Origin of the sequence: Nodularia sp. LEGE 04288, assembly GCF_963896525.1 — a bacterium.
Classification (GTDB): domain Bacteria; phylum Cyanobacteriota; class Cyanobacteriia; order Cyanobacteriales; family Nostocaceae; genus Nodularia.
The window spans coordinates 1-17,041 of record NZ_CAWQOY010000012.1 but is presented as its reverse complement, the minus strand read 5'-3'; the positions used below and the strand labels follow the sequence as shown (position 1 = coordinate 17,041).

13 protein-coding genes and 1 pseudogene are annotated in these 17,041 nt (G+C 42.3%); 10 read left to right on the top strand and 4 right to left on the bottom strand.

What is annotated here, in order from left to right:
- Together AACX33_RS01195 and AACX33_RS01190 are read left to right on the top strand one after the other, a co-directional pair.
- Positions 1–269: pseudogene (locus tag AACX33_RS01195) on the top strand (arginine decarboxylase); the annotation flags it as partial.
- A 214-nt stretch (positions 270–483) separates the two neighbouring features.
- Complete coding sequence (locus tag AACX33_RS01190) at positions 484–1,491, top strand: sodium:calcium antiporter (protein ID WP_193998488.1); 1,008 nt, start codon at positions 484–486, stop codon at positions 1,489–1,491.
- Here AACX33_RS01190 and AACX33_RS01185 read toward each other — a convergent pair.
- Positions 1,455–4,559, bottom strand: a complete 3,105-nt coding sequence (locus AACX33_RS01185) for an MFS transporter (RefSeq protein WP_193998489.1) — start codon at positions 4,557–4,559, stop codon at positions 1,455–1,457. The two genes, AACX33_RS01190 and AACX33_RS01185, sit on opposite strands and share 37 nt — an antisense overlap.
- A gap of 488 nt (positions 4,560–5,047) precedes the next feature.
- Between AACX33_RS01185 and AACX33_RS01180 the strand changes: the two genes are divergently transcribed.
- The 4 genes from AACX33_RS01180 to AACX33_RS01165 all read left to right on the top strand — a co-directional run bounded on the left by AACX33_RS01180 (position 5,048) and on the right by AACX33_RS01165 (position 7,769).
- Positions 5,048–5,740, top strand: coding sequence for a general stress protein (locus tag AACX33_RS01180; protein WP_193998490.1), 693 nt, complete (start codon positions 5,048–5,050; stop codon positions 5,738–5,740).
- 131 nt (positions 5,741–5,871) lie between these two features.
- Positions 5,872–6,333, top strand: coding sequence for a BON domain-containing protein (locus AACX33_RS01175; RefSeq protein ID WP_193998491.1), 462 nt, complete (start codon positions 5,872–5,874; stop codon positions 6,331–6,333).
- A gap of 213 nt (positions 6,334–6,546) precedes the next feature.
- The gene (locus AACX33_RS01170) at positions 6,547–6,993 is read left to right on the top strand and encodes a CAAD domain-containing protein (RefSeq protein WP_193998492.1); all 447 of its coding nucleotides are present in this window, start codon (positions 6,547–6,549) and stop codon (positions 6,991–6,993) included.
- A 368-nt stretch (positions 6,994–7,361) separates the two neighbouring features.
- Positions 7,362–7,769, top strand: coding sequence for a hypothetical protein (locus AACX33_RS01165; protein ID WP_193998493.1), 408 nt, complete (start codon positions 7,362–7,364; stop codon positions 7,767–7,769).
- 63 nt (positions 7,770–7,832) lie between these two features.
- On the opposite strand, the gene AACX33_RS01160 is transcribed toward AACX33_RS01165, so the two are convergent.
- Both AACX33_RS01160 and AACX33_RS01155 read right to left on the bottom strand, forming a co-directional pair.
- Complete coding sequence (locus AACX33_RS01160) at positions 7,833–9,395, bottom strand: metallophosphoesterase family protein (protein ID WP_193998494.1); 1,563 nt, start codon at positions 9,393–9,395, stop codon at positions 7,833–7,835.
- A gap of 6 nt (positions 9,396–9,401) precedes the next feature.
- Positions 9,402–10,418 carry a YegS/Rv2252/BmrU family lipid kinase gene (locus tag AACX33_RS01155; RefSeq protein ID WP_193998495.1) on the bottom strand — a complete coding sequence of 339 codons (1,017 nt, stop codon included), beginning with the start codon at positions 10,416–10,418 and terminating at the stop codon, positions 9,402–9,404.
- A gap of 435 nt (positions 10,419–10,853) precedes the next feature.
- Between AACX33_RS01155 and hemC the strand changes: the two genes are divergently transcribed.
- From hemC to AACX33_RS01135, 4 genes are all read left to right on the top strand, one after another.
- Positions 10,854–11,825: a hydroxymethylbilane synthase gene (hemC, locus tag AACX33_RS01150; protein WP_193998496.1), complete on the top strand. Its 972-nt coding sequence runs from the start codon at positions 10,854–10,856 to the stop codon at positions 11,823–11,825.
- A gap of 121 nt (positions 11,826–11,946) precedes the next feature.
- Positions 11,947–13,386 (top strand): glycogen synthase GlgA, encoded by a 1,440-nt coding sequence (gene glgA, locus AACX33_RS01145; RefSeq protein WP_193998497.1) that lies wholly within the window; start codon positions 11,947–11,949, stop codon positions 13,384–13,386.
- A 359-nt stretch (positions 13,387–13,745) separates the two neighbouring features.
- Positions 13,746–14,582: a M23 family metallopeptidase gene (locus AACX33_RS01140; protein ID WP_193998498.1), complete on the top strand. Its 837-nt coding sequence runs from the start codon at positions 13,746–13,748 to the stop codon at positions 14,580–14,582.
- A 141-nt stretch (positions 14,583–14,723) separates the two neighbouring features.
- Positions 14,724–15,590: a peptidoglycan-binding domain-containing protein gene (locus AACX33_RS01135; protein ID WP_193998499.1), complete on the top strand. Its 867-nt coding sequence runs from the start codon at positions 14,724–14,726 to the stop codon at positions 15,588–15,590.
- Here the strand turns inward: AACX33_RS01135 and wecB are convergent, their stop codons facing one another.
- Positions 15,591–16,697 (bottom strand): non-hydrolyzing UDP-N-acetylglucosamine 2-epimerase, encoded by a 1,107-nt coding sequence (gene wecB / locus AACX33_RS01130; protein ID WP_193998500.1) that lies wholly within the window; start codon positions 16,695–16,697, stop codon positions 15,591–15,593.
- Positions 16,698–17,041: the final 344 nt, after the last annotated feature.

Below are 17,041 nucleotides of genomic sequence, written 5' to 3'. Positions count from 1 at the left end.
GGTTCGTTGTATGGGATAATTTAGGATGTATTTCTCCCCGTCAAGCTTTTTTTGCCGTTAGTGAAACTTTGCCTTTGTCAGAAATATGCGATCGCATCTGTACTGAAATTGTCTGTCCTTATCCTCCAGGAATCCCCATTTTAATGCCGGGAGAACTAATTACACCAGCAGCTTTAGAATATTTACAACAAATTCAATCAATGGGTGGATTCATCTCTGGTTGTGCAGATACTAGTCTCAAAACCTTAAAAGTCGTTCGTAATTCCTAATTCCTAATACTCGCCAAAGGCGAGAAGCAAGCTACGTAATTTGTAGTTCATATAGCAGTCCTAAATCATTTATGAACCTGTTTACTTCTTCACTTGGCGACCTTGGCGACTTGGCGGTTCGATAAATTCATAAATCAAATAGGATGGCTATAGTTCGTAATTCGTAATTGTTGTATTTTAATAGTGCATCAAATCCCCACACTTTTTATTCTCTATGTTCCTTTTCCTTCAAGTTATAATCTGTTTCCTCGCCGTAATTGCTGTGGGAATGCGGCTTTCCCAAAGTGCTGATGTTGTCGCAGAGAAAACTGGGCTGGGGCGTACCTGGGTTGGTGGTCTACTATTATCTGGTGTCACATCTTTACCCGAATTGGCTACAGGTGTCAGTGCAGTTACTGTCTTAAACGCCCCAGACTTAGCCGCAGGAGCAATTTTAGGTAGTTGTCTGTTCAATTTGATGATTCTGGGACTGCTGGATATTTTTAGCGGACGCGAACCATTACTCAAACGCGCACCAGTGGGGCTGGGACTCGCAGCTAGTCTGGGTTGTACGATGTTGGGCGTAACTGCGGCGGGAATGCTATTGACTCAGCAAGGAATTTATTTGACTTTAGGATGGGTTGGTGTTCCCAGTTTGTTATTAATTTTGCTTTATATCGTCAGCGCCAAAATGATGACGCAGTTTGAAATGCGACGACGCGCCGCTGCTATTTTAGAAGCAGAACCGGAAGCTTTGCAATACCAACACATTAAGCGCGGACAAGCTTATTTAAATTTCACCTTACTTTCTCTAGCTACTGTAGTCCTGGGGGTTTGGTTGGCGTTTTTGGGTGACCAGGTTTCCGCAGCTACGGGACTAGGACAAAGCTTTGTGGGGGCGCTGTTGCTAGCTGGGGCGACATCATTACCGGAAGTGGTGGTATCTGTGGAAGCAATTCGCATGAATGCAGTGGAAATGGCTGTGTCGAATCTTTTTGGTTCTAATCTCTGGAATTTAGCAATTCTGGGCGTTTACGATGTGGTTTACCTGAAAGGGAATTTGTGGTTGGAAATTAGTCAGGTGCATCTGTTAACTGCGATTATTGCGATGATTATGACTTCAGTCGCAACGGCTGGACTAATATATCATGCTGTCAGTCGCACCCAAATCTATGTGACTTGGGATGGACTGACTCTGATTGCTCTCTACATTGGGGGAATGTATATCATATACCGCAGTTGAGTTGCTAAGGCTCCGGCGATCGCACTCGCACAAAGAGAAGTCACAGCCGTACCAAATAGCCACCAAGCCGCATTCGCCACAATTCTTTTAGTTTCCTCCGCTTGCTGTTTGGCTTGTTCTTGAATTGCTTCTAGGCGTTTTTGCACTTCTTGCTGGATGCGTTCACCTCTTTGTAATACACCATCCCGCGCCGCTTCGATTTGGTTGATAATTCGGTTAGCATCCTCTGGGGTAATATCTTCACGAGAACTGAGGATAGCAACTAGGGTATCACTATCAAATTGACTTAGGCGATCGCGCAAAGCTTCAAATCCCGCTTGAGGATCATCAAATAATTTCGCGAAGTCCTGCTGAATGCTTTCGTAATTCAGTTCTGGACGCTCCAAGGAGTTGAGGTAATCGCGGATTTTACCAAAAACCCCATCAATTACCGATTGCAACCTTTCCTGAACCTGCTGCAATTGACCGACAATTGAATCCCTTACCGACTCAATTTGATCCACAATCCGGTTAGCTTCCTCTTCCGAAATATCTTCCCGTTGCGATAGTAAAGCCACAATTGTGGAACGGTCAAATTTAGCCAGGCGATCGCCTAAATTTCCCACTCCCACTTGTGGATCTCGCAGCAACAATTGCAGATCACGTTTGATGCTTTCGGGGTTGAGTTCTTCTTTATCGGTATGACGCAGATAATTTTCCAGATGAGTTTCAAAATCCGTAACTCTTTGAGCAGCACGACTAGCGTAACGTCTTGGCGCTTTAATAATACTGTTAATCGCCTCTTGTACCTGATCAATTCTCCGATTAACTTGCTCTTCGCTCAAATCTTGGCTTTGACTGAGGAGTTTAACCAAAGTTTCACGGTCAATTTGAGATAGGCGATGACGGAATGCTAAAGCACCCTCTCTTGGATCAGCGAGTAATGTTTCCAAATCTCCCCTAATACCTTCGGGGTTGAGTTCTTCCAAGTTCGTATTGCGGAGATATTCAGCTAATTGATCGACTGTTGCTTGCGGTGCTTGTAAAATGCGATCGCCTACTGCTTGAATTTGGTCAAATATCCGGTTTACCTCTGACTCGCTCAAATCTTGCCGTTGACTCAGCAATTTCACAACTGTATCCCGGTTAAAATGAGATAAACGGGTGCGAATTAAATTAATCCCGACTTCTGGCTGTTCTAGTAGAGCGCCAAATTCACGTTTAATACCTTCAGGATTCAATTCGTCTTTATTCGTATTCCGCAGATATTCTTCAATTCTTTGCCATAATTGATTAGCTGTCTCTGTTGCTTGTGCTTGGCGTTCTCGTTCTTGATTCAAAACGCGTTCGCAGATACTTTCCAATTGACTCACAATCTGATCAGCTTCTGTTTCACTCACATCTTGACGATGGGAAAGTAATCGCAGACAAGCATCACGGTCAAAGGCTTGTAAACCAATCTCTAAATCTGTAAAGTCTGCTAATAAACTGCTGAAATCTCGTTCAATAGCCTCAGCATTCAGTTCCGCTTTACTTGTAGAACGCAAATAATTTTCTATCCCCAAGCGCAGTTCTTCACCTTTCTCGCGTACCTCCGCCTGTTGGACAATTTCTAAAACTTCCTCCCGAATGCTTTCCATTTGTTGAGTAATTTCCGTGACTCTCCCCTCGCTGATATCACCGCGCTGTTGGAGCCAATTTCTCAAATCCTCTTGATTAATTTGGGACAATTCCCGGCGTGTCGTTGTCGGATCTGCTTGGGGGTCATAGATAACTTCTTGAAATTCATCTCTAATGGTGATGCGGTTAAAATGCCAAGGTAAAGAATTAAGAATGTAATCTTCCACATCCGCCTTGATTGTATTTTCCGGTTGCTGTGGTAATCTTGCAGCTATTTGTGCAGTAGTTTTATCTCTGATATTTTCTAACTGGTGTGTAATTTCCTCAACATCTATATCTTGAATTTTCTCTCTCAGCTTTTGTACTTGAGTTGTAATTTTTTCTATATCGATATCAGAAAAATCTACCCGATTTAATACTGCTGTACCAGCAGCACCCAAGCCATATTGCATCCCTTGTTTGATTAAACTATTCCGACCATTGCCATTTTCTCTCACTCCCACCAATTCCTGAAGCCGTTCACCTAAATTTTCTGACTTTAACTCTTCAGGTGTCGCAGATTTCAGCAAATTAATCACTTGCTCAGTGGGATTTTGACGAGCAATAACTTGTTTCCAAACCTCTTCCAGTTGGTCAGCAATTTGATTAATTTGTTGTTTGGATAAATTGCCTTGACTGCTAATTAAATCAATAAATGTTTCGCGGTTGATATTTTCTAGTAAATCACCATCACCAAGAGATGCTAAATCTACATCACTGAGAATTTGAGCAAATTTTTGGCGAACATCTCCTAAATTAATTTCCGGTATTTGCAGGGATTTCAAAGAACTTTGCAGCGTATTTTGGAAACCTTCAGCATCTAAACCTGAAGTTAATTCTCGCCGGACAGCATCTGTAATTTCCTCAGCAGTAGCAACCGCTTGCTTTTTCGCCGCATTGCTGCCAATTGTCGCAGTTACAGTTCCTAATATCGCCTGTAATCCCGCATTTGTCGTATTGATAAAAGAGCCAACCAAAGAACCCAGAGTTGATGAACCTAGCCAAACTATCAATGTAAAATAGGTAGACCAGATAACCACACCCATAATTGCACCTAAGAGCATACTTTCAATTAAGCTCAATTTCACTGCCAGAAAACAAGCAATGAATAGTGCCATACTGATGGTGATTAATGCCCAAAAACTTATTTTAGTTTCAACTCGGCGAATCGTACCGCTCCAGGTACTCGACTCGGAGCCAGCACCATCATTTCCTAAAGACAAAATTCCTACAGCTAGTGAAAAGTTTGTCAACAAAAATTGGAAAGCCAAAGCCATTAAAGTTCCGGCTAATAGTGCGACTATGAACTTATTCCCAGAAAAGACTAATGATACTTGTTCTGGGATGAAAATTTCTGAAGTTCCATTTCCGGGTGCTATTTCCATAGATAGCCAAACCCCTCGTAAAATGGGTTCCACACCTTGAAACATAATTTTATTTCCCTAGTAGCGGTCAAATTAAAGCCATTTCTTGCTAAAAAGGCTTACTTAACACAGTTTAGATTGCCAATTATCTAGACATACACTTTCTTAGGTAATAAATCCCCTGTCCAAAAGTTATATTTTTTTATGGAGTAATTTAATTGACCTGATCTTTGTTGAATTGTAGCTGATTAATTCTTTCTATTTATAGAGACATCATTAATCGTCTCTCTACCAGATGATCAATGCTATATAAAATTTAAATACTAATTAAACGACTGATGATTTATCTAAATCTACTTATGTCTAATGACATAGAGGAGAATTATGTCAAGGGATTGATGTGAATTTTTTCCGAAGATGTGTAAATAGAGAAGTTGATAGTAATTTTCTAAAGGAATGCACTTTAATAATTTACTTAGTTACCTCAATAGTGATTGTTATTGTAGGTAAATTAAAGGGCAAATTTACAGAGAATTGAATTAGGAGCATTTAAAATGGTTGTTAGCGCGCACAGAAGAGCTGTAGGTACTTTTTCTAATCGTAGAGAGACTGAACAAGCACTGCATGAATTGAAAAATTCCGGCTTTCCAATGGATAGAGTTTCTGTGATTGCCAAAGATGCAGATCATAAAGATGATGTTGCTGGGACTAAAGTCACAGAACGAATCGGTAATAAAGCCGATGAAGGTGCAACAGCTGGGGCTGTGACTGGCGGTACTTTGGGCGGTGTAGCTGGCTTATTAGTTGGTCTGGGAACTTTAGCAATTCCTGGAATTGGACCAATTATGCTCGCAGGTGCAACAGCAACAACTTTGGCTACAACTCTGGCTGGAGCTGGTATTGGTGCAGCAGCAGGTGGCTTACTTGGGGCATTAATCGGCTTAGGAATTCCCGAAGAACGAGCCAAAGTTTATCACCAGCGAGTTGAACGAGGACATTATTTAGTCATGGTGGAAGGCACAGACGCAGAAATTGCCAGAGCCGAACAAATTTTCAAACGCTACGGTATTGAAGAGTTTGGTGTTTATGACTACCCGAATGAACACAGAGAACATTACTCAGAGCATGATTCCATCAGACGTGAGACGACACCAGTTGTAGATCCAGTTCGTACCAATTACTCAGCCACAAGCGATCGCGATGAACCATCAGTAATAATTGTTGACAATCGTGATCACAAGGTTTAATCCTATTTAGTTATCAGTTACAACAGGTTCATTTCGTGAGGAGTAGGAAGAGCATCAAAACTTGTGGCTCGCTACTCCTAAAAACGTCGAGATATTGTCAAAATTTGAATTTGTGAGGAAGACTTACAAAAATGAAAAAACTAACTCCTTTCTTAATTAGTTGCGTTTTATTGTTCGGTGCGGCTGCTTGTAATGACACTGCGAGAACAGATTCAGCAGCTCCGGCTCCAGGTCAAGTGGGAGAAGTACCAACAGCAGAACAAAGAGAAGCCTCTCTAGAAGAGTCTCAGAGCGAAGTTCGCAGAGATCAACTAGATGCAGACATTCGCGCTCGTGAAGAGAGAAATTTGGCCGCTGGTGGCGATCTTACCGATAGAACTGCGGAAGACTTAGCCAGTGAAGTGCGTTCTAAGTTGGAGGCTAATATCCCCGATGGCATATTAACAGTTGAGGCGACAGAAGAAGGTATAGTCACTGTATCCGGAACTGTAAATGAGCCAAATGAGTTATCTAAAATTAAACCATTAGCCCAAGAAATTAATGGTGTGAATGATGTGATTGTTAAGGCCGTCGTGGCTCCACCACAGGGCTAAATTGGTTGATTTTCCCGCCCATGTCTCATCGGCGCTTCCTGAGCTAAATTCCAGCGTAGTGAGGAAGATATTTCCTCATTACCAGGATATCCCGTTTATTTTATATTCCCCAATTTAGTAAAAAATTTTCATCCAGATCACAAAACCGATTGTGATCTGTATTCATTTCAAGTATTTTGGAAGAAATACTCTAGCTACCAAAATAAAAAAACTATGGAAACTGAACAAAAGCAACTAGAAGCATTTGATGCAATAGATAACGCCATTGCACCTGGTCGAATGCTACCATCAAGCGGCGGAGAAACTGCAAATTTACCTCAGCTACCTCCAGCTTATGAACCGGAAGCTCAATGGCGACGAGTGGCGAGAAAAACAAATCACTTTTTAGCACAACTTCCTGAATATATAAGTAGCTTTTTTCAGAAAAATCAGCGCTCTTTGCTTAATGTTGCTTTAATTTTGACAGCAATTATTACGCTTAAAGTAGTAATCGCCATATTAGCAGCAATCAATGGTGTTCCTCTACTATCACCAACTTTTGAGTTGATTGGAATTGGTTATTTCACTTGGTTTAGTTTGCGTTATCTGACTAAATCTGAAACTCGCCAAGAATTAACTGAGAAAATTCGCTTATTCAAACAAGAAATTGTGGGCGAGTAATTTTATTAAATATAGAACCTCACCCCCAGCCCCTCTCCTTGCTAAGGCTACAGTGTACACACAAGTGATCGAATCGCCCCCTAACCCCCAATTCTGGGGGAACAAGAATTTTCAAAGTCCCCCAAACTTGGGGGATTTAGGGGGCTAAACAGGCTCAAACGCAGACAGGCAAGATTTGTGTGTACACCGTAGCCTTGCTAAGGAGAGGGGATAAGATGCTTGTGTAGGATTAAATTAGAATGCAGCCTATGTCTAAAGAGATAAAAAATAGAAATTATTAATTTCAATTACTTCTAAAGATAGTAGATTTATTATTTTCATCAGTTTAATCTAGTTCTCGCAGTTCTTTTAAAAAGGCATAAGAATATATGACTAGTAAAAAAGTTAATAAAGCTACAGATTCATCTGAACGTGTAGATTCAGATAGTTATGATAGAGGCATAATACCTGCCGAAACCGCAGCTCGTAAACAAAGAGAAGGCGACAACTATAAAACTCTTCCCACGGAAGAAACCCAGGAAGATGCATCCACAAATGACCAAAGCAATACAGAGAGTATAAATACCACTGATGGTTACACAATAGACCAAGAAGGTTTAGTGAATAACTACGCTGTGGAGCCGGAAATGTATTATGAAACACCGGGAGACGCGCGAAAAAACGCTATCCAAGATAGCGCCGATCGGGTTGAAGAACTCCGAGAAGTCAATGAGGATCAAGAAGGTAAGTTAACAGAAAAGGGTGACACCAGGGGTAAAGGCCCAGGAAGAATTTAGCGATCGCTAAAATTTAATAAAACTCCGTCCCTCACCTGAATCAAAAAGGAGCTAAAAGAATCTTCAAATGGTAAAAGATTTAATTTCGTAATTATGCCATTGCCTTTGATGCCATTCAGCGATTAAGGGACGGACAATAAATTTAGGATGGGCATCGCCTGTGACATCAATGCGTAAACTAGAATAAGGTCGTTTCTTTTCAGAACTGTGACCATGACGACCGATATACAATTGCGATCGCGCTACTAATTTATTTGTATCTCCCACGGTTTCCCTTAAATCTCCGCCTTCACTTCTTTGGCGACGCAGACTATAGCCACTACCGCCACAAATCACCCAGTTAATATGAGCATCGGCGTGTCCTGTGTCCAAAGTTTGCAGGTGTTCTAAGCAATGAGCATGACCATTTAAGACTAAATCTACTAGAGGCCGTCCCTGAGTCAAATCACCGACTTCTGCGGCTACTGCATCCAGAACATCACGCAAGCGATCGCGAACCGCTAAAGTTTGCGCCTGTTGCCATTTTGTTGACTCAGTTACATAAGGCGGATGGTGAAAATAAATTACCCTTGCCCGTATATCTGCGGTGTGCCAAGATTTAATTAGTCTTTGTTTTAGCCACTCCAGTTGTTCAATATCCGTGATGCTGTTTTTATCCGTGTTTAATTGCTTCTCGATATCAACAATCCATTCCTCAATTAGTGAGATTTGACCCTGCAAATCATCGAGTTTCTCCGCGTCGCTGGGATTGTCCGGATTTAGCTGGGCGGAAGTTTCCATGATTTGCAGCTTTTCCTGCTCAAACTCCTGACGGCGTTTTTCTAAAATTTTACGCTGTTCTCTACCTGCACGGGTTTTTGGGATTGGTGCTGGTTCATTAATTGTGTTGGAATCTAGGGCAAAAAAGTCAATCCCCCGGTGACAAAACGTGTAATAGCGATTTGGTAAGCGGGTAAAATGCCCTGGTTGGTAATTGAGACAACGACCAGTATCTGTGTGAGCCGTATAGTAATTATCTAAGTGTTGGGCTAACTCACCTGGAAGCTCAAATGCCTTGAGATAGTCCAAAAATGCCTTTGCATAGGCGCTACCCTTCCTAGAACCATGTAAGCCCACATCCATATCTAATTGCGATCGCAATAACCGCCGAATCGGTAAAGTGGTAAAAGAAAGCAAACTTAAAATAACTGGTAAGTCATAATAATCATGATTTCCCGGTACTGGTAAAATGGGCAATTTAAAAACCATTTGGTCGTAATCAATCTTTTCTGGATGTTCTCCACCCACAAGAAATTCTCGGTAAGGTCGGATAAAGTTCTGCTGGTAATATTCACTCGACCCCACCAAATAAATTACATCACCTGTGTGCAGCATAAAACTACATTCAGCATGATGGGGTAGCATTTGTTTCGCAACCTGTCGCTGTGGATTATGTCCCCGGTGACTACCAGTACCACTGTCACCTACAACCAAAAAAGAAAAATCACGATCATTAGCCTGATCATCTGCTAACACCAGGCGAGTTTGGTCAATACCACGCTCTAAAATTAACGGGTCTTGCCATTTGACCCGTTGCTGCATTTTACTAATTTTTTTAGCGATCGCTGGATCAGAAACGAGTTTCAATACGACTTACTCCTCAGTGTTAATTGTTGCTTCTAGACCTGACTCATTTCCCCATGCTTCCTTTGAGTTTTTGATCTCAATCGTCAAATTAGGAAGACCCTCTAGTTTTTCCGCCGGACCAATGGCTTGATTCAAAGGCACAAAAATTTTCAAGCCTGATGGGACACAATGAACTTCAACGGGAGTTGTGCCAATCATTTCACCATCTAAAACCACCTTTTGAGGAGGTTCAGCATTAATTTTAAATCGTTTTCCTCGCAGGTAGCCAATATCGTCTCGTTCTACAGCGCTACTCGTTGAAGCTGTTTGGAATAGATGAAATGTTGCGGCGATCGCTCCGGCTTTACTTTCGGGAGCCACTATGGTCAAATCTAGTAATCCATCATCATAAATGATCCCGGCTGGCCCCTGAGCCAAGACAGAACTAGGAGGAGCAGCATTAGCCACTGTCACAGCTGAGGCCGTCGTTGTAATGATTCTATCCTCAGTTTCAATTTCAACTTCAAAACTCTGTAAATTCCGCAGTTGTTGCACCCCGGCTAAAACATAAGCCATAATCCCAAAGCGTCTTTTCGCGTCCCGGTCTGCCAGTTCTACGGTTTCCGCTTCAAAACCAATACCTGCCAGTAGTACCATCGGCTTACCATTACAATAAGCTGCATCCACATACCGAGTTTGTCCCTGCAAAATTGTCTGACAAGCAGCGTCAATGGTGTCAGGTATTCTCAATGCTGCGGCAAAAGCGTTAGCAGTTCCCCGTGAAATTATACCAAGGGGAATATCAGTCCCGACGATAGCCATAGCCGCCGCCGACAAAGTACCATCTCCCCCGGAAGCAATAATCGCTTCCACACCCCGTTCTACAGCTGCTTGCGCCAGTTCCTCAGCACCAAGTTCTGGCGTGGTTTGATAAATATCCAGGTCAATTTCTGGCTCTAATAATGCTCGAATCATTTCCAGTTCTACTTCTGGATTACCTTGACCCGCAACTGGATTAAAAATCAGGCAAGCGGAACGGTTCATAGAGTTAAAGATTAAGTTTTAATCAATAAGATACCAAATTATTCATAACATCACCGTAAAATTATCACTTCTATCAAGTGACCGATTTGCCTTTTTTTAAGGATTTCCAGAAAATAAATTGCCCCATTTCATCAGACCATATTTGTTCTTTATCCCCCTGCTCCCTGCTCCCATTCGGCTACGCTCACGGCAAGCCTGCTCCCCTGCTTACCTTAGCAATGGAATATTTTTTTAATTGTCAGTCCTGATAGTCCTCCTTTGTGTAGCAGTCAATTCCATTGGCCGTTTGATTGGTTGAGGATTACCCAAAATGTAAACAAATGTAAAAAAACCAGAATAAAGTTTACCTCAACTAGACAATAACAATCCGAAGACTCACCCACTGCGGTAGTCTAGATGAGAGTCTATTTATCGCCTGGTTTGACATATTCTTTTATGACTTCAGTTGTTTCCAGCCCTGCGCGCACTATCCGCATTGGTTCTCGTAAAAGTCAACTCGCCCTAGTTCAAACTCACTGGGTAAGAGACCAACTCCAGAAAAGCTTTCCTGATATCTCTTTTGAAGTCCATACCATGTCTACCCAAGGCGACAATATCCTGGATGTAGCATTAGCCAAAATTGGCGATAAAGGACTATTTACTAAAGAATTGGAAGTGGGAATGCTCAATCAGGAAATTGATTTTGCAGTTCATTCCTTGAAGGATCTACCAACTAATTTACCATCCGGGTTAACTTTGGCAGTTATTACAGAGCGGGAAAACCCAGCTGATGCCCTAGTTGTACATGAAAAGTATAAAGATAAACAAATTGAAACTTTGCCAGCAGGCGCAGTAATTGGTACATCTTCTTTAAGACGACTAGCACAGTTACGCCACAAATTCCCCCATTTTACTTTTAAAGATGTCCGGGGAAATTTAAATACACGCTTGAAAAAACTGGATTCAGGCGAATATGATGCCTTGATTTTAGCAGCCGCCGGTTTACAGCGCTTGGGAATGAGCGATCGCGTGCATCAAATTCTCCCCAAAGAAATTTCGCTCCACGCAGTCGGACAAGGGGCTTTAGGCATCGAATGCCGGGCTGATGACACCGAAATCATCACCATCCTCAAAGCTATTGAACATACCGAAACACGCGATCGCTGTCTCGCCGAAAGATCATTTTTACGGATTCTCGAAGGCGGTTGTCAAGTACCCATTGGTGTAAATACAGTCATAGAGGGTGATCAATTAACTCTCAGCGGCATAGTTGCCAGCGTCGATGGTCAAAAATTAGTCCAAGACACTGTAACAGGTGCTGCGAAAGATGCTGAACAATTAGGCGCAGAGCTAGCAGCGCTGTTAAGGAAACAAGGCGCACAGGAAATCTTAGAGGAAATATTTACCGAGATCCAACGGGGTTCCTAAGCTATTGGGTAAGCAGATGTGATTAGATGGGTAATCAGTAAGCAGTAAACAGTGAAAAACTAAATAAGTGTTCATTGACAACTGAAAACTGATCAGCACAACCAGGGAAATAAAAACTACCATGCGGATTCTATTCGTTGCAGCAGAAGCAGCTCCCGTTGCGAAAGTGGGAGGAATGGGGGATGTTGTGGGTGCATTGCCCAAAATTTTGAGAAAAATGGGGCATGATGTCCGCATCTTCTTACCTTATTACGGCTTCCTCCCAGACAAAATGGAGGTTCCTGAAGCACCGATTTGGAAGGGATCTGCCATGTTCCAGGACTTCGACGTTTACGAAAGCGTTTTACCTGGTACTGATGTTCCCTTGTACTTATTTGGACATCCTGCCTTTTTACCCCGCCGAATTTATGGTGGTGAAAGTGAGGATTGGCGGTTCACTTTCTTTGCCAATGGTGCAGCTGAATTTTGCTGGAACTACTGGAAACCAGAAATTATCCACTGTCACGATTGGCACACGGGAATGATTCCGGTGTGGATGCACCAAGACCCTGATATCAGCACTGTTTTCACCATTCATAACTTGGCTTATCAAGGGCCGTGGAGTTGGTATTTACAGAAAATTACTTGGTGTCCTTGGTATATGCAGGGACATAACACGATGGCGGCGGCGGTACAGTTTGCTGACCGGGTAAATACAGTTTCTCCCACTTATGCCGAACAAATCAAAACCCCAGCTTACGGTGAAACACTAGAAGGTTTGCTCTCTTTCATTAGTGGTAAGTTATCGGGAATTATTAACGGTATAGACCTTGAGGTTTATGATCCCGGAAACGATAAAGCCCTAGCTCAAAGCTTTACTATCGATACCCTAGATAAACGCAAGGCGAATAAAATTGCTCTGCAAGAAGAAGTGGGTTTAGAAGTTAACAGCAAAGCCTTTTTAATTGGCATGGTGACACGGTTAGTAGAGCAAAAAGGCATTGATTTGCTGTTGCAAATGCTAGATCGGTTCATGGCTTATACAGATGCCCAATTCGTGTTATTGGGAACAGGCGATCGCAATTACGAAACCCAAATGTGGCAGTTAGCATCTCGCTATCCTGGACGCATGGCAACTTATCTGCTGTATAACGATGCCCTATCTCGCCGGATTTATGCTGGTGCTGATACCTTCTTAATGCCTAGCCGCTTTGAACCCTGCGGTATCAGTCAAATGATGTCATTGCGTTATGGTTGTCCCCCAATTGTTCGCCGGACAGGTGGATTAGTAGACACCGTATCGCACCACGACCCCATGAACGCCGCCGGAACTGGTTATTGCTTTGACCGCTATGAACCCCTCGACCTGTTCACCTGTATGATCCGCGCTTGGGAAGGCTTCCGTTTCCAACCTCAATGGCAGGAATTACAAAAACGTGGTATGAGCCAGAACTTCAGTTGGTATGAATCAGCCAAGCAGTATGTAAAGTTATATAGATCGATTTTCGGCTTACCAGAGGAAGAGGAACAGCCACAACCGGAATTAGTGGTCACCGAAGCAGTAAAAAGTAGCAAATCCTGATTCGATAATTAAATAATTTTCGTAACTCATGAAAGTAATGCTCAGATTAAACCTGAACTTGCTGGTCATGAGTTTTTTTTCATATATAGCCAACTCCCTACTCCCCAGTCCCCCAGCTATAAGTCTCATTTAAACGCAGAGGAGCGCTGATACCATTTCTTTCTTTCTTTCTTTCTTTCTTTCTTTGTGTACTTTGCGTCCTTTGCGGTTCGTTCCTCATATTAAACGCAGAGGGGCGCTGAGGTAAGCGCAAAGGTACGCAGAGATTGAGCAAATTAAAAAGTTGCCAATTTGACCGATATACTATCCTGATATTGCTCGTGTTGGCTTGAAAGAACACTTAATCAGAAAGTGTCTATATGATCATGTTCATCAAAAAAGCTCATATTATTACTTATGGCTTAATTACATTAATGAGTTTAATCAATGTCCTAAGTATAAATACTTTTGCCTTGACTGAGTTAGTACAAGATTCTCCTATTCAGCATCTTCCCATTGCGGATTCTAACTTGATCTGGCCAACTCAAGGGTTGATTTCTCAAGGCTTCCGCAAATATCAACACGAAGGAATTGACATCGCCGGGGCCTCTGGGACTCCTATTTTTGCAGCTGCATCCGGTGCAGTTGTCAAAGCAGGTTGGGATAATTGGGGATTAGGCAAGGCTATTGAAATTAAACATCTTGATCAAAGTGTCACAGTTTACGGTCACAATCGCCGTTTATTCGTGAGTCAGGGTCAAAAGGTCGAACAAGGTCAAATTATTGCCGAAATGGGTTCCACAGGTAATAGTTCCGCCCCTCATTTGCATTTTGAATTTTATCCTAATGGTCGGGTAGCGGCTGACCCCATTCGCTTATTGGCATCTGCAACCACAAACCAAAAACCACCGTCCCCACCAATGCCGATAAATCCTGCACCTGTAAGCTTTGAGACTGAATGCAGTGGAGTGACAATTCTTCAAGGTGAAACCGCAAATAATTTGATCAAAATTTGTCAAGACAATGATCAGTTATTTTATTTGGGGCAGTTAAAGCAAAAATCAAGTACACCGATTAAGATACTAGCTTGGAATATTGGCCAAGATAGATATCGAGCCGATAATGGTACTTTTTCTTACCTAGTTAACTCTGAAGGTGTGGAAATATGGCGTAATGGCTTACCAATTCGGACTGATATTTTTTATAGTTCCAATTAATTGGAGAATTTCCCTTTTTTAACTACCAGGAAGCGAATTATTACTGTAATGTCCAATTCACTAAAATTAAAGATAGAGTAAAATCAAGTAATTTCTTTGTAACTCTCAATTTATTGGATAAAGGAGCGCATTATGGACTACATGGCTTATTCTCATATGTTTATGGCCAACGAAGAAGCGAATGAAAACATTGAATACAATGTTCCTAACTTGCAGTTCGAGTGGAAAAAACTCTTTCGGCCGGCTGTGATAGTTACAGCCAAAGCAGATGATCTTCCCAAGTTTAAATTCCGTTGGATAAATTTTCTCAAATCTTCTGCCTGGTTAGCTTTAGCTGGCATTAGTTTACTTTTTGCCACAGTCACCCACGCTCAGACAGCTTCAGTCTCATACGTCACAACTAACGGTAGTTGTCTGCGTGTCCGTGAAGATGCCAACCTCAACTCCCGCGTTTTGGATTGCATCCCTAATCGTACCCAAATCACGACTACGGAAATTATCAATGGTTTTGCTCGGCTGTCTCCCAGTGGATTCGTTTCTGCTCGATGGACTGGCAGTACACCAAATAATCGCCCTGTCAGAACTATTACTAGTGGTGGTGTTGGTGGGCCAGTTTATTTGAGTTTAGGATCTCGCAGTTCGGCTGTGGCGGAAGTTCAAAGAGCTTTGGGTGTGCAGCCAACGGGATATTATGGCTCTACTACTACTCGCGTGGTGCGACAATTTCAAGCTCGGAATAACTTACGTGTGGATGGCATTGTCGGCCCCCAAACTCGGAATGCCATATTTAGAAATGGCAACCAAGGTGGTACGGGTGGGCCAGTTATTCTGGGTTTGGGATCTCGCGGTTCGGCTGTGACAGAAATTCAAAGAGCTTTGGGTGTGCAACCAACGGGATATTATGGCCCTACTACTACTCGCGTGGTGCGAGAATTTCAGGCTCGGAATTATTTACGTGTTGATGGTATTGTCGGACCCGAAACTCGGAGTGCAATATTTAGAAGCTAACTAAAAATAATTTTGCACAATTTCTAAGATGCGTGCGGCTGCATGACCATCTCCATAGGGATTTATGGCGTTTGCCATTGCTTCATAGACTTTGGGATTACTTAGTAACTCACCCGCAGCTTGAACAATATTCTCAGTGGTGGTTCCTACAAGTTTAGCTGTACCGGCAGTCACAGCCTCTGGCCTTTCTGTCGTATCTCTGAGAACCAATACTGGTTTTCCCAGGCTGGGGGCTTCTTCTTGTAAACCACCAGAATCAGTTAATAAGAAATGCGATCGCTCAATTGCTCCCACCAATTCGCCATAATCTAAAGGTTCAATCAAAAAGATCCGCGGATGATTTCCTAACAGCGCCTGTAATGGTTCTCTGACTGTGGGGTTACGGTGCAATGGTAACAGTAAGGCTGTATCCGGAAACTTGTCTAATATCTCTAAAAATGCTTGAGCGATCGCTTGTAGTGGTTCTCCCCAATTTTCCCGCCGATGCACTGTAGCTAACAAGGTGCGATATGAGTTCCAGTTTAAACCCGGTACATTACAGGCGGGTTTAGTTGCAGCTACATTTAATAGTGCATCAATGACGGTGTTACCTGTCATGTGAATTTCTCCCAAAACGCCAGAACGTTCTAAGTTCTCCGCCGCCCAAGGAGTTGGCGCAAAATGTAATTGAGTCAGTTGAGAAATTAGCCGGCGATTGGCTTCTTCGGGATATGGATTAAATAAATCATCAGTTCTTAACCCCGCTTCTACATGACCAACGGGAATTTTTTGATAAAAAGCTGCCAAAGCAGCAGCAAAAGCTGTGGTAGTATCTCCCTGAACTATGACTAAATCCGGCTTACTTTTTTGGAATAATGCTTCCAAACCTTGTAGACTGCGGCAAGTAATATCATTTAAAGTTTGCTGAGGCTGCATAATTTCGAGATCATCATCAGCTTTCAGGTGGAACAGCTGCATCACTTGCTCAACCATCTCCCGATGCTGTCCAGTTAAAATGACCTGCAACTCAAATTTTGGCGACTGTTGAAATACCTGAATGACTGGAGCCAGTTTAATCGCTTCCGGTCGTGTACCCAAAATAATGCCAATTTTCTTTTTAATAGTCATTCTTTAAGATTAGTGAATAATAATATAGGACTAATATAGGAATCCGGTTTGATTTATGAAAAAATTAAGTATTGTAGGGTGCGTTAGGATGAAGTCCGTAACGCACCATTATTAAGGTTTTGGTGCGTTACGCTACCGCTAACACACCCTACTAGGGTGGCAAGGCTAAAATGTTGCAATAGATTTTTGATAAAATTTAGATGAATCAATGTTTTCAGCTTTTTTTCTAATGCACTAATTTAAGCTTGTCACGCCACTACGTGTCTGTTCAAAAATCAAATAGTAGTCCTATATTTGATTTCTGATAGCTTGCGTGGCGTAGCCATACTATCTCGGTATAACAC